The organism is Cyclobacterium qasimii M12-11B (assembly GCF_000427295.1).
GTDB lineage: Bacteria > Bacteroidota > Bacteroidia > Cytophagales > Cyclobacteriaceae > Cyclobacterium > Cyclobacterium qasimii.
Genome location: NZ_ATNM01000089.1, coordinates 21,193 through 34,191 on the forward strand (window position 1 = coordinate 21,193; position 12,999 = coordinate 34,191).

The following is a 12,999-nucleotide window of genomic DNA, read 5'->3' on the forward strand; positions in this document are numbered from 1 at the left end:
TTAAATTTTTCAATATATAATATCAGCTCGTATACCAAGCCATAAAGCCGGGTCTGGACAATTTGTTGCATACCGTTCTTTCTCTGAAGCAGAACAAACCCCTGGGTAATCACCTGAATTATCCCCCAGATTTCTTATCATTTGAAAGTGAAGATGGGCAGGCCAATTGCCATTTTCTAATGAAGATCCCAAGTGTCCTATTCTCTCTCCTCTTTTGATCCTTTGGCCAATTGTTAATTCTTTTAAATCCTTTATGCTCAAATGGCCATAAAGGCTGTAGATAATGCCGCCCTCTCGGGAATGTTCAAGAATAACGGTTGGTCCATAATTGCCAAAGCCCTTGTTATCCTGAAAGCTATGTACAACTCCTTCCTCCGGACAATAAACCGGGCTGTCAGAAAGCGCCCAAATGTCAATCCCTAGGTGAATGTTTCGGTATTTTGAATCGGCCGTTTCCTCAAAAACCTTGCTTCTTTGGTAAATATTGCGTTTTTCCAGGTAACCTCCGATTCCAAACCTTTTTTATTTTGCTTCAATAGAGCAGAAACGTATGCTTCAAAAGCTGGAGTGTCTAGCAGATCTATTTGCTTTAGCGCTAAATTGTTCTCGCTCATGTCCATCAAAATGGTATTGCTATCATTCAGACTTTCTCCCATTATGGGATGAAATTCCAGACCTTTGATTGACATATTGCTTAAATAAAATAAATGGGCAATTTGAAATTATTTTTCAAGATAGGGAATTTAGTTTGTAGCAAAAGGATAGACATCATTTTTCTTGTGATAAGTAAATCAACCAAATTTTATTGTCTATTGTTCAGATTATATGCAATTTTGGTATATGGAGACTCGCCCAAATATTTCATCTCAAAGTATAAGAGAGGCAAGAGAAAGAATCGATCACATGGTTCACCGAACGCCTGTATTACATTCCTCTGCGATAAACGAATTGGCAGGCTGTGATTTGTTTTTTAAGTGTGAAAACTTTCAGAAAGTAGGTGCTTTTAAAGCAAGAGGTGCTGCCAATGCCGTGCTTAAATTGTCTAAAAAGGACCGTGAAAATGGTGTTGCCACTCATTCGTCTGGAAACCATGCCGCTGCTCTGGCACGTGCCGCTCAGGTAGCAAAAATACCAGCCTATATTGTGATGCCATCAAATGCTCCTGAAGTGAAAAAGCAGGCGGTAAAGGGATATGGTGGAATAGTGATCGAATGTGAGCCGAATCTTCAGGCAAGGGAACAAGGATTGAAGGATGTGGTGAAGGAATTTGGGGCAATATTCATTCCTCCTTATGACCATCTTGATGTTATTGAAGGGCAAGCTACCTGCGCATTGGAAATTTTCGATGCTGGATATTCCCTTGATACCTTGTTGACACCTGTGGGTGGAGGTGGATTATTGGCAGGTACTGCTTTGGCTGCAAGTTTTTATTCTCCTAACACCAAAGTCATTGGTGCGGAACCTGAAGGGGCAGATGATGCCAGAAGGTCTTTTGTCGCAGGGTATAGAATACCTATGGAAAAGCCGAATACGATTGCTGATGGTCTTTTGACTTCTCTTGGGGAAATAAATTTTAATATCATCTCTAATCATGTTCAAGACATACTAACCGTGAGTGATGCCCAAATTATATCGGCAATGCGGCTGATCTATGAGCGAATGAAAATTGTGATAGAACCGAGTTGTGCTGTCCCATTGGCAGTGGTTCTAAAAAACAAAAGCTTGTTTGAAGGGCAAAAGGTGGGGATTATTTTATCTGGAGGAAATGTAGACTTGTCAAAGTTGCCTTTTAAAACCAGAACATTCAATAGTGTTTCCCGCAATCACTCATCAGGAAGTTATTTTGTCGGGTTATAGAATTTGTGGCTTCAATCAGGCGGTTACTAAGCCTGGTACAAGCCAGCTAATATTTTCACCACATGATCTATTTCAGCCTTGGTATTGAATCTGCTGAGTGAAAACCTGACGTTTTCTCTAGATGGGTCTGCTTCAAGCGCATTAAGTACATGTGAGCCAAGACGGGCGCCACTCGAACATGCAGAGCCTCCTGAAGCTGAGATTCCTTCCAGGTCAAGATGAAATAATAACATGCCTTGATTGTTTTCTGAGGGAGGGAAACTTACATTAAGAACCGTATATAAGCTTTTATCAAGATTTCCAGAGAGTCCGTTAAAAGTGACACCAGGAATGTTCTTTTCTATTTGACTTTTAAGATAGGTTTTTAGTTGCAGAATTTCCTCAGCATGTGAAGCTTGGTCGTCGAAGGCCAATTCAAGTGCTTTGGCCATTGCGATTATCCCAGCAATGTTTTCAGTACCACCTCTATTGTTTCTTTCTTGCCCACCACCCAGCATCAATGGGTTTATCTTTTTGGTTTTATTAATATAAATAAAACCAACTCCTTTAGGGCCATGAAACTTATGCGCAGATCCAGATAAGGAATGAATGGGAAGGGCTTTCAAGTCTATAGGGTAATGCCCCATTGTCTGAACAGTATCAGAATGAAAATAGCTGCCATGCTGTTTACACAAAGCAGCTATTCTTTCAATATCGTTTAAGTTTCCTATTTCATTATTGCCATGCATTAAGCTGACCAAACTATTAGGCTCTTTTTCTAACAGTAAGGCAAGCTGATCCATGTTTAGATTGCCTTCAGCATCACATTCAAGCAAACTTAGCCGAATGTTTTTTTCTTTTACCTCATGCTCTACCACATGCAAAACCGCATGATGCTCTATAGGAGAGGTGATGATATGCTTTATGCCATATGTTTCAATAGCGCCACATATAGCTGTATTATCTGCTTCAGTACCACCTGAGGTGAAAATAATTTCCCCAGGGCTGGTATTTAGCAGGCTTGCTATTTTTTTTCTGGCTTTTTCTAAGGTTTCCCTAGCATTTCGGCCATGACTATGGACAGAAGAAGGGTTGCCGAAATTATTTTTAAAATAAGGCAACATCTCTTCCAGCACCCGCTCATCCATAGGAGTAGTTGCGGCATTGTCAAAATATATTGGTGCTGATTTCATGGTCATGCCGATTAAAATAATCTTAGCTTATTACTCTGAGATTATTTCTTTGATGTCTAAAATGATTTTATTTGCCAAATGATCGGCCGTAGCAGATGTTCCTGATTCTGAATAAATACGAATAATAGGTTCGGTATTTGATTTTCTAAGATGAACCCATTCTTTCTCAAATTCTATTTTTACACCATCTATTGTATTGACAGGGTAATTTTGATATTTGCGTTGAATCTTGTCCAGAATACTATCTACATTGATAGAAGGAGTAAGTTCAATTTTATTTTTTGAGATGAAATAACCAGGATAGGTAGCCCTTAATCTACTGGCTGACTTACCGAATTTAGCCAAATGGGTAAGGAATAATCCAATGCCTACCAATGCATCCCTTCCATAATGAGACTCCGGATAGATGACTCCTCCATTGCCTTCACCACCTATAATGGCATTCGTCTCTTTCATTTTGGTAACTACATTTACCTCACCCACAGCAGAGGCATGATATTCTCCTCCATGGCGTTCAGTTACATCCCTCAAAGCCCTGGTTGAGCTAAGATTAGAAACGGTGTTTCCTTTCTGATTGGCCAATACATAGTCAGCTACAGCAACAAGGGTATATTCCTCTCCGAAAAAGCTACCATCTTCATTTAAAAATGCAAGTCGGTCAACATCCGGGTCCACGACGATTCCGAGATCGAAATTGCCATTTTCCAACTTCAAGGAAATATCCCGGAGGTGAGCAGGCAAAGGTTCAGGATTGTGAGGGAAATCACCATTTGGTTCGCAATACATTTCCTCAATTACTTCCACTCCCAGGGCAGTGAGTAATTTTGGAACTACAAGCCCCCCTGATGAATTCACACAATCAATAACTACTTTGAATTTTCTAGCAGCAATGGCTTCTTTGTCCACTAATGCTAAATCAAGCACATGTTGAATGTGGATGTCAAGATAATCTTCTCTTTGGGTATATTTCCCAAGTTTGCGCACTTCAGCAAAAGTGAAATCTTCTTTCTCAGCTTTGTCTAGTACTTCTTTACCTTCACTGTCCGAAATAAATTCCCCTTGAGCGTTCAGTAGCTTAAGTGCATTCCATTGGATAGGGTTATGGCTGGCTGTAATGATGATGCCACCACCTGCATTTTCTCTTGGTACAGCTAATTCCACTGTAGGGGTAGTGCTTAGTCCCAGGTCAATTACATGTAGTCCTAAACCCTGAAGGGTGCTGGCTACCAATTGTGAAACCATTTCTCCAGAGATTCTGGCATCTCTGCCAAGAACGATTGTCTTATTGGGTGAGTTTTCTAAAACCCATGCCCCGTAAGCTGCTGAAAATTTCACTATGTCCAAAGGAGAAAGTCCTTCACCAGGTTTTCCGCCAATAGTTCCTCTAATACCGGAAATCGATTTAATTAATGCCATTTAAAGAATTTAATGGAAGGTTATAAAAATTAGGATTAAGGGATATGGTTATTTGAATTTTGCCATCACCTTGTCAACTTCATTGTCAGGATTGCCGCAAGAACTTGCGTCATCTACTTTTTTACCACAATAGCCACAAGTTTCGCCAGTCTTATTAAGATAGGGGTTTTGAGAGGCGCATGTTCCTTTGAATTGTCCGTTTTTTAGGAAAATTAACCTTACAGACATCAAAATGAAAAATAATGCCACGAATGCCAATGTTAAATATACGGTTGTCATATCAATTTTATTTCTGCAAATTTACGTATTACTTTCAAAACGTTCATACCGAAATTTAAGTTTCCTCTCTTTTTATGATTAATCCAGACAAAAGAAAAAAGCAACTTGCAGCTTTTGACCAACTATTGACGATCATGGATGAGCTCCGTGAAAAATGCCCGTGGGACAAAAAACAAACCATTGAGAGTTTAAGGCATCTTACGATTGAAGAAACGTTTGAGCTTTCGGATGCTATACTGGACAATGATCTGGAAGAAATTAGTAAAGAACTTGGAGACATTTTATTGCATATCGTTTTTTATGCGCGTATAGGAGATGAAAAAGGTGCTTTTGATATTGCGAAGGTAATCGAGCAGCTAAATGAAAAATTGATTAGAAGACATCCTCATATTTATGGAGATACGAATGTTGAAGATGAAGAAGAGGTAAAGCAAAATTGGGAGAAAATTAAGCTTAAAGAAAAAGGAAACACGAGCGTGCTTGGAGGAGTGCCAAAGTCATTGCCAGCTTTGATTAAAGCCATGCGTATCCAGGAAAAAGCCAGGGGAGTAGGATTCGATTGGGAGGAAAAGCACCAGGTTTGGGAAAAGGTGGAAGAAGAATTGGCAGAGTTTCGGGAAAATTTCGATGCCACTAATGAACAGCCTGTAAATAAGGAAGAAGCTACGAAAGAATTTGGAGACCTGATGTTTTCCTTGATTAATTATTCAAGGTTCATTGGGGTTAATCCGGAGGATGCATTGGAGAGGACAAATAGGAAATTTATCTTTAGATTTCAATACCTGGAAAAAGAGGCGAAATCATCAGGTAAAACCTTGTCTGAAATGAGTTTGGAAGAAATGGATGCTTACTGGGAAGCAGCAAAAAGTAAGGAGTAAACTGGGTGTTTTAAAAGAAAATTCTGAACATAGGGTTATCCACCTTTTAGACTTAGATTATTTTGTAAAAAATATTGTTTTTTCAAGTTTTCCACAATTTAGCGGTTTTTTTATAAGGTTTAATTAATTCGTAATCAATCACTTAAGCGTAAATTCTTGAGGCCTGTGGATAACATGTCCGAAATGTGGATAAATATTCCTTGCTTTTTTCATTCCTCAAATGCGATAAGTAAAGGCTGTTTTTGACCGTAATTCAGGAAGTTTTAATGATTTACAGCCATTTGTTTTTCGCTTCGATTTAACCCGAAAATAGAATCTTATTTGGTTTATTCAAGCATGGGCACTAGCAGCATTTTATAAGGTGAAAATTATGGTTAAATCAGTAACTTTTTTTGTTTGATCTGTAACTACCTGTGCCTTATAAGCCAATCTTTAATCCGGATTTTAAGCTGTCGAGAAAGCAAATTTGGAATAAATTTTGAAAATGATTTTTGACCTGATTTTAAAGGTTATTAAGCAATGACAATGTAGAATTGCAACTGAATTTAACATAACCTACGGTTTTTTATCCGCCGTTATTTTGTTTAACTCAGGTAATTCAATGGAACTTCATTACACTTTTTAGAGAATGCTCTTTTTCCCAGATAGAACAGCAATTCATTTAAGGGTTTATAGAAACTTCAAGATTTCATCTATGTGTTCCCTGTTGTTGGAAAGTCTTGGGACTTTGTTTTGGCCACCCAAGCGCCCCTTTGATTTGAGCCACTTTTCAAATATTCCTTCGGAAGCAAAATGAAGAATCGGTAGTTTCAAGACCATGTCCTTGTATCGTTTGGCTTCATAGTCGGAATTTACATTTTTTAATTCCTGATCTAACCTTTGGAGAAAATCGTCCTTATTAGTGGGTAGCTTAACGAACTCAATAATCCATTCATGGGTGCCTTGCTCGTGATTTTCATCAAAGTATACAGGTGCTGCTGTAAAGTTGCTGATGGTGGCACCGGTAGCTTTACAGGTGATTTCCATCGCTTTTTCAGCATTCTCTACGATCAGCTCTTCTCCAAAGGCATTGATAAAATGTTTGGTTCGCCCACTGATTTTAATTCTATAAGGATTTGTAGAGGTGAACTTCACCGTGTCACCGATTTTATACCTCCAAAGGCCTGCATTAGTAGATATCAACAAGGCATAGTTTTTACCTTCCTTGACCTTGTCAAGGGGTATAATATTAGGGTGTTCGCTTTCTATGTCTTCCATTGGGATAAATTCATAAAAAATCCCATAGTCTAGCATTAAAAGCAATTCATCTGAATCCTTTTGGTCTTTTATGCCGAAAAAACCTTCAGAGGCATTATAAGTTTCCATATAATGCATATTGGGAGAAGGAATAAGGCTCTCAAAGATGTTTTTATAAGGGCCAAAAGCTACGGCACCATGAAAGAAGACTTCCAGGTTTGGCCAAACTTCTAAAATATTTTTGCTATTGGTTTTTTCGAGGACTTTTTTAATCAGTACCATCGTCCATGTAGGGACTCCTGTCAGGCTGGTGACATTTTCTTTTATGGACTCGTCAGCCATTCTGTCTATTTTATTCTCCCACTCACTCATCAAGGCCACCTCAAGACTAGGTGTTCTTGCCATTTGGGCCCATTTGGGAAGGTTTTTCATGATGACAGCAGAGATGTCCCCAGAGAAACTATTGTCATTATAATCAAGATTGTTAGTTTGAAGGCTTCCTCCAATCGTCAGGCTCTTACCTGTAAATAATTTTGTCTCAGGATAATTGTTGATGTATAAAGAAAGCATGTCTTTACCACCCTTCAAGTGACAATCTTCCAGGCTTTCGGGAGAAACAGGTATGAATTTGCTTCTTGAAGAAGTGGTGCCAGAGGATTTGGAGAACCAATGAATAGGGGTTGGCCAAATGACATTCTGCTGGCCTTTCATGGTTTGTTCTATATACGGCTTTAGGGCTTCATAGTCATGTACGGGTACCCATTGATTGTAATCTTCGTAAGCGGAAATTTTCTCAAAATTGTACTTTTTCCCAAATTCGGTTTTTTTGGCTGTATGTATCAGCTTGAAAAGAATTTCTCTTTGGGTTTCTAGCGGGTTATTTTTGAATTTTTCGATCTGGCCTATACGATTCTTTAGGATCCAGGTCATGAAAGTATTGATTAATTCCATAGTGGAGGTTCGGTCCGTTTTAAATTTTCCTTTTCAGCTCGAAATTTTTACCCAGATAAACTTTTCTTACTTGCTCATCTGCAGCGAGCTCTTCTGCTGTTCCTGCCTTTAAGAGTTTCCCCTCAAACATTAGGTATGCACGGTCGGTAATAGATAAGGTTTCATTCACATTGTGGTCAGTGATGAGAATGCCTATGTTTTTGTTTTAAGTTTGGCGACAATGGTTTGTATCTCTTCCACAGCAATAGGGTCTACTCCCGCAAATGGTTCGTCGAGTAATACAAATTTCGGATCTACAGATAAAGCTCTGGCAATTTCTGTTCTCCTTCTTTCACCACCCGATAGCACCATTCCTAAATTTTTTCTCACATGAGTAAGACTAAACTCTTCAAGTAATTCTTCTACCTTTTCCTTCTGCTCTTTTTTAGGAATATTACTCATTTCCAAAACAGCCATTATATTTTCTTCCACGGTTAGCTTTCTGAAAACAGACGCTTCTTGAGCAAGGTACCCTATACCTAACTTCGCTCTTTTGTACATGGGTAGTGGCGTGATGTCCTGGTTGTCCAGAAAAACGGTGCCTCCATTTGGTTTTACTAGGCCCACTATCATGTAAAATGAGGTGGTTTTTCCAGCACCATTTGGTCCCAATAGACCTACGATTTCTCCCTGACCTACTTCAACGGAAATATCGTTTACTACTTTCTTTTTCTTGTATATTTTAATTAAATGCTCTGCCTTTAATATCATGGTTAGTCAAATTTGATATCCTTTACGTAAAGCTGCAAACTGCTGGTGTTTCTAAACGTGTTTTCCCTAATCTCAAATGCGATATTAAAACGCATTTTACTATTTAACAACTCGTAATACTCTGCAAATCCGAAGCCAATACAAACTGGTCTAGTGCTTTGGCCATCTTGAATGAGTTCAAATCGAAGGTGTTTGTCTTTTAAAACACGCACATTTTCTGCATAAACTTGGTTAGCGCAAAAAACGGGCTCAGGATTTCCTGGACCAAAAGGAGTCATTTGCTTCAATATATTGTAAAATTTATAATTGATTTGATCCAGGATCAATTCATCGTCTACTTCCAGAATAGGCTTCATGTGTATTTCACTCACCCTTTCACTCACCACCGCTTCAAACTTTGCCTGGAAGGCGGGAACATTTTCAACCGAAAGTGTTAGCCCTGCCGCATATTTGTGTCCACCAAACTGCTCCAATAAGTCACTACATTCCTCTATGGCATCATAGATATTGAAATCAATTACGGAACGAGCACTTCCAGTAGCTTTGTTGTTTGACTCAGTGAGTATGATAGTGGGTCTATAGTACTTTTCTATGCATCTAGAGGCCACAATGCCTATTACTCCTTTGTGCCAGTCCTCCTTAAATAAAACAGTGCTTTTGAAATCTCCTTCCAATTCCCTGTTTTCAATCATTTCCAATGCTTCCCTGGTAATGTTTTCATCGAAATTTTTTCGAGCGGCATTTACATCCTCTACCAGTTCTGCTCGTCTGACTGCTTCGTCTAGATCCTTTGAAATCAGCAATTCTACAGAAGCTTTGGCATGTTCTAACCTTCCCGAAGCATTTATTCTAGGACCAATTTTGAAAACAATATCTGTAATGGTAATGTCTTTTTCTAATTTCCCTTTAAGTATCAGGGCTTTAATTCCTGGTCTTGGTTTATTGTTCAATCTTTCAAGCCCAAAATAGGCGAGAATTCTGTTTTCCCCTGAGATGGGAACAATGTCAGAAGCAATACTTATCACCAAGAGGTCAAGGAAAGCATATAGGTTAACTTCTTTTTTATCAGAAAAAGTAGTGTAAGCCTGGACAAGCTTGAAACCCACTCCGCAACCGCTTAATTCTTTAAAGGGATAGAGACAATCTTTCTTTTTGGGTCTAAAACGGCAATGGCTTTGGGGAGTATTTCACCGGGGGTATGGTGGTCGCAAATAATAAAATCTACACCTAATTCATTGGCCAATGCGATTTTTTTCATGGCTTTGATTCCGCAGTCTAATGATACGACAAGGCCGAAATTGTTTTCTGCAGCAAAATGAACCCCTTTTTCAGAAATGCCATAACCTTCTTTATACCTGTCAGGAATATAAAAAGCTACATTGTCATAAAATGATTTAATAAAACTGTAAAATAAGGCAACTGAAGTAGTGCCATCAACATCGTAATCGCCATAAACAAGGATTTTCTCGTTGTTCTCTATGGCTTGGTGTAGTCTCTGCACAGCTGCATCCATGTCCTTCATTAGGAAAGGATCATGTAGCTTATCCAGATCTGGACGGAAAAAATCTTTTGCCTGTTGGAAATCACCAATACCGCGATTTACCAATACATTTGCCAATGTTGGGTTAACGTTGATTTCATTGCTAAGGTGTTCAACTAATTCGGGATTTGCCTTGTTTTTATGTTTCCATCTAAAGTCCATGGGGTGTAAATTACAAAACAAACAGGCGATTCAACTAAAAACGCACCTTAATAATTCTAATAAAAATTGAATGATTTACTTAAAGTCCATGCATTGAGTTCCTTACCGTTTAGTCGATTGCCTCGGAGAGAACTTCTTTAAGTGCTACCCTCTTGCCATCCTTGTAAGGAACAATCCAAGCTTCTTTTACACCTATTCTTCTTAACTTTTTCTTAAACTGATCGGCCATTTTATAGTCTCTGAACTGACCCAAAACGTACTTTATGTACCCCTCTTCATCGATTATTTTCAGGTCACTTCCATTTTCAGTCAGGTCTCTTAAGTCCAATTCATCGAAAGCAGCCAACTGTACTTTAAATACTACGCCACTTTGCCATTCATCGGTGATGGATTCTAAATTCCCATTAGAAGCTTGATTTCTTTGGGTACTTAAGTCCATTACCTGTCGTGCCAATCGATCAATTTCGCCTTCTTTACTGGTGATTTTCTGTTCAAGGTGAGCAGATTTTTCTGTGAGAGTGGCGTTTTCTTGTACCAGTTTAGCCCTTTCCTCTACTAAAGCCTTGAAAGCTTCAATACTCATTTCCTTTTTCTGCTGTTTCCAAGATTTGTACTCCTCCTTAGTAAGTCCACCAAGTGTTTTAGAGGAACAGTTGAAAAATACTGCGGAGATTATTACTAATAGTAATGATTTGGTAAAAGTCATTTTAATGCAGGTTTAAAATCCAATTTATTGGTAAGTTATAAACACTCAAAAGATACAAAAAATAAGCCATTTTCCTTTTCATACCTAAAAAAATCATAACTCACGGCCAAATCATATGCATTTAGCCGTGAGCTTACTAAAAGATAGAACGTTAAACGTTAACATGTCTCTCTGCGTGATAGGAGGATCTAACGAGAGGTCCTGATTCTACATATTTTAAACCTCTTTTCAGTCCTTCTTCCCTATAGGCATCAAATTGGTCTGGATGTATAAATTCAGCAACTTCGATGTGCATTTTAGTAGGTTGAAGGTATTGACCCAAGGTTAAAATATCACAACCGTGAGCGGCTAAATCATCCATGGCTTTAAGTACTTCATCCTGCGTCTCTCCCAGTCCGAGCATTATACCCGTCTTGGTGCGTTTGCCATACTCCTTGGTCAGCTTGATTTGCTCCAGAGATCGGTTGTATTTGGCTTGTGGACGCACTCTTCTATAGAGCCTTTCAACAGTTTCTACATTGTGAGAAACCACTTCTTGTCCCGCACTTATCATCCGGTACAATGCTTCCCAATTACTTTTTACATCTGGGATGAGCGTTTCTATAGTCGTTTCAGGAGAGCTTTTTTTAGTTTCAGCAACTGTTCTATACCAGATGTCTGCTCCTTTATCTTTAAGCTCATCTCTATTGACAGAAGTGATTACAGCATGTTTTACCTGCATCAGTTTTATTGCCTCAGCTACTCTTCTAGGTTCGTCTTCATCGTACTCTGGTGGTCTACCTGTAGCCACAGCACAGAAAGAGCATGACCTTGTACAAACATTTCCTAAAATCATAAAAGTGGCAGTGCCAGCTCCCCAGCATTCTCCCATATTGGGACAATTGCCACTCTCACAAATGGTATGCAGCTTGTGCTCGTCCACCAATTTTCGGACATGCGCATATTCTTTGCCAACAGGTAGTTTTACCCTTAACCAGTTGGGTTTTTTCTTTTGGTCTGTTCTTCAGAAATTACCGGTAATTCTATCATATCGGGTTTTTAAGTCCGTTCAAAATTAGTCATTAATATGAGTTAACCCAAATGAGTACCTAACTCTCTACCTTCTAAACCCATAGTAAAGGGTGACATAGGCAGATTGGAAGATCTGCCTGTTCTCGGTAGTAGGCATTAAGGGAATCTCTTTGGTAAAACCCTCAAATTGGTACCCTAGTTCCAGACCTGTTACGTTTGACTTTAAAAAACCAAACTCAAAATTAATAGCAGCTTTGGCATTTGCACCAAAAGCAATTTCAGATTCACCAATACCTTCGAATAGCCTTCCGGGACCTAGAATGTTGAATATGCTTTGATGCACGGAAGGATCATACTGCTCACGCATGGTCTCAGTACGGCTAGTCGCATATTCTATGTAATAAGGTGCTAGAAGACCTATGGTGGGGCCAATGGCGGTTAAGAAGGAAATTTGCACCCCTTGATGTGGTGCTTTTTTAAAGGCTATTATTTCCCGGCCATATTGAGGCCGGATTGCGTAGAGATAATTGGATTTTCCGAAAATATAAGTGTTACCCAATGGGGTTGGATACCTGACTTCTTTAGGGTTTTTAACATTGGCCAATTCTAAATTGAAAAACTGAAATAGATTGTCATCTATTCTTGAGCCAATTTTCAAACTAATGCCGCCAATTAACCCTCCATTGGTGTTTTTATTAATACCAAAAAGAACTTCTTTGTCATAGTCGTAGTCTCCAGATTCTTCTTCTTGCGCCAATAAAGGGAAAGAACTGCCTAAAAGAAAAACGAGCAATAGGAAATATTTCATTTCTTTAGTCATAAATGATCAGCAATTTAAACGCTAAATTTACATTTATTGTTATTTATTAGGTATTAAAAATAGACAGATTAAGTTTATCATGCAAAAGGACTTTGGATTGTTCCTGAATTGGATGAATATTTATATGGCTTGAGGGGGTACATCGACTCCACTTAGCCGACGCATAAATAGTCGGAATCCCATAAGTAACACAGCTGCAAAATGAGACAGGTCCATGTTTA

Annotated in this window: 10 protein-coding genes and 3 pseudogenes; 2 read left to right on the forward strand and 11 right to left on the reverse strand. The window is 38.8% G+C overall.

The window, feature by feature from the left end; genetic code table 11:
* Positions 1–9 precede the first annotated feature (9 nt).
* On the reverse strand, positions 10–510 hold the full coding sequence (locus ADICYQ_RS28430; protein WP_316929280.1) for a peptidoglycan DD-metalloendopeptidase family protein: 501 nt from the start codon (positions 508–510) through the stop codon (positions 10–12).
* The gene (locus ADICYQ_RS28435) at positions 420–689 is read right to left on the reverse strand and encodes a hypothetical protein (protein WP_020893179.1); all 270 of its coding nucleotides are present in this window, start codon (positions 687–689) and stop codon (positions 420–422) included. The genes ADICYQ_RS28430 and ADICYQ_RS28435 overlap by 91 nt, the downstream gene beginning before the upstream one ends.
* 151 nt (positions 690–840) lie before the next feature.
* Between ADICYQ_RS28435 and ADICYQ_RS08570 the strand changes: the two genes are divergently transcribed.
* Positions 841–1,857 carry a pyridoxal-phosphate dependent enzyme gene (locus tag ADICYQ_RS08570; protein WP_020893180.1) on the forward strand — a complete coding sequence of 339 codons (1,017 nt, stop codon included), beginning with the start codon at positions 841–843 and terminating at the stop codon, positions 1,855–1,857.
* A 26-nt stretch (positions 1,858–1,883) separates the two neighbouring features.
* Here ADICYQ_RS08570 and ADICYQ_RS08575 read toward each other — a convergent pair whose 3' ends face one another.
* From ADICYQ_RS08575 to ADICYQ_RS08585, 3 genes are read right to left on the reverse strand one after another with little or no spacing between them, the layout of a single operon-like run.
* Positions 1,884–3,029 carry a cysteine desulfurase family protein gene (locus ADICYQ_RS08575; RefSeq protein WP_373866574.1) on the reverse strand — a complete coding sequence of 382 codons (1,146 nt, stop codon included), beginning with the start codon at positions 3,027–3,029 and terminating at the stop codon, positions 1,884–1,886.
* A 30-nt stretch (positions 3,030–3,059) separates the two neighbouring features.
* The gene (gene glmM, locus ADICYQ_RS08580) at positions 3,060–4,445 is read right to left on the reverse strand and encodes a phosphoglucosamine mutase (RefSeq protein WP_020893182.1); all 1,386 of its coding nucleotides are present in this window, start codon (positions 4,443–4,445) and stop codon (positions 3,060–3,062) included.
* Between the two features lie 48 nt (positions 4,446–4,493).
* Positions 4,494–4,724 (reverse strand): hypothetical protein, encoded by a 231-nt coding sequence (locus tag ADICYQ_RS08585; protein WP_040415269.1) that lies wholly within the window; start codon positions 4,722–4,724, stop codon positions 4,494–4,496.
* A 74-nt stretch (positions 4,725–4,798) separates the two neighbouring features.
* On the opposite strand from ADICYQ_RS08585, the gene mazG reads away from it, so the two are divergent.
* A complete protein-coding gene (gene mazG / locus ADICYQ_RS08590; protein WP_020893184.1) occupies positions 4,799–5,602 on the forward strand; it encodes a nucleoside triphosphate pyrophosphohydrolase in 804 nt (267 codons plus the stop codon).
* 669 nt (positions 5,603–6,271) lie between these two features.
* On the opposite strand, the gene ADICYQ_RS08595 is transcribed toward mazG, so the two are convergent.
* From ADICYQ_RS08595 to ADICYQ_RS08620, 6 genes and pseudogenes are all read right to left on the reverse strand, one after another.
* Complete coding sequence (locus ADICYQ_RS08595) at positions 6,272–7,789, reverse strand: GH3 auxin-responsive promoter family protein (protein ID WP_040415273.1); 1,518 nt, start codon at positions 7,787–7,789, stop codon at positions 6,272–6,274.
* Positions 7,790–7,808: 19 nt separating this feature from the next.
* Positions 7,809–8,539 (reverse strand): annotated as a pseudogene (lptB, locus tag ADICYQ_RS08600) (LPS export ABC transporter ATP-binding protein).
* 2 nt (positions 8,540–8,541) lie between these two features.
* Positions 8,542–10,241 (reverse strand): annotated as a pseudogene (recJ, locus tag ADICYQ_RS08605) (single-stranded-DNA-specific exonuclease RecJ).
* Positions 10,242–10,350: 109 nt separating this feature from the next.
* Positions 10,351–10,947: an SPOR domain-containing protein gene (locus tag ADICYQ_RS08610; RefSeq protein WP_040415276.1), complete on the reverse strand. Its 597-nt coding sequence runs from the start codon at positions 10,945–10,947 to the stop codon at positions 10,351–10,353.
* 151 nt (positions 10,948–11,098) lie between these two features.
* Positions 11,099–11,976: pseudogene (gene lipA, locus ADICYQ_RS08615) on the reverse strand (lipoyl synthase).
* 67 nt (positions 11,977–12,043) lie between these two features.
* On the reverse strand, positions 12,044–12,778 hold the full coding sequence (locus tag ADICYQ_RS08620; protein ID WP_020893192.1) for a hypothetical protein: 735 nt from the start codon (positions 12,776–12,778) through the stop codon (positions 12,044–12,046).
* Positions 12,779–12,999: the final 221 nt, after the last annotated feature.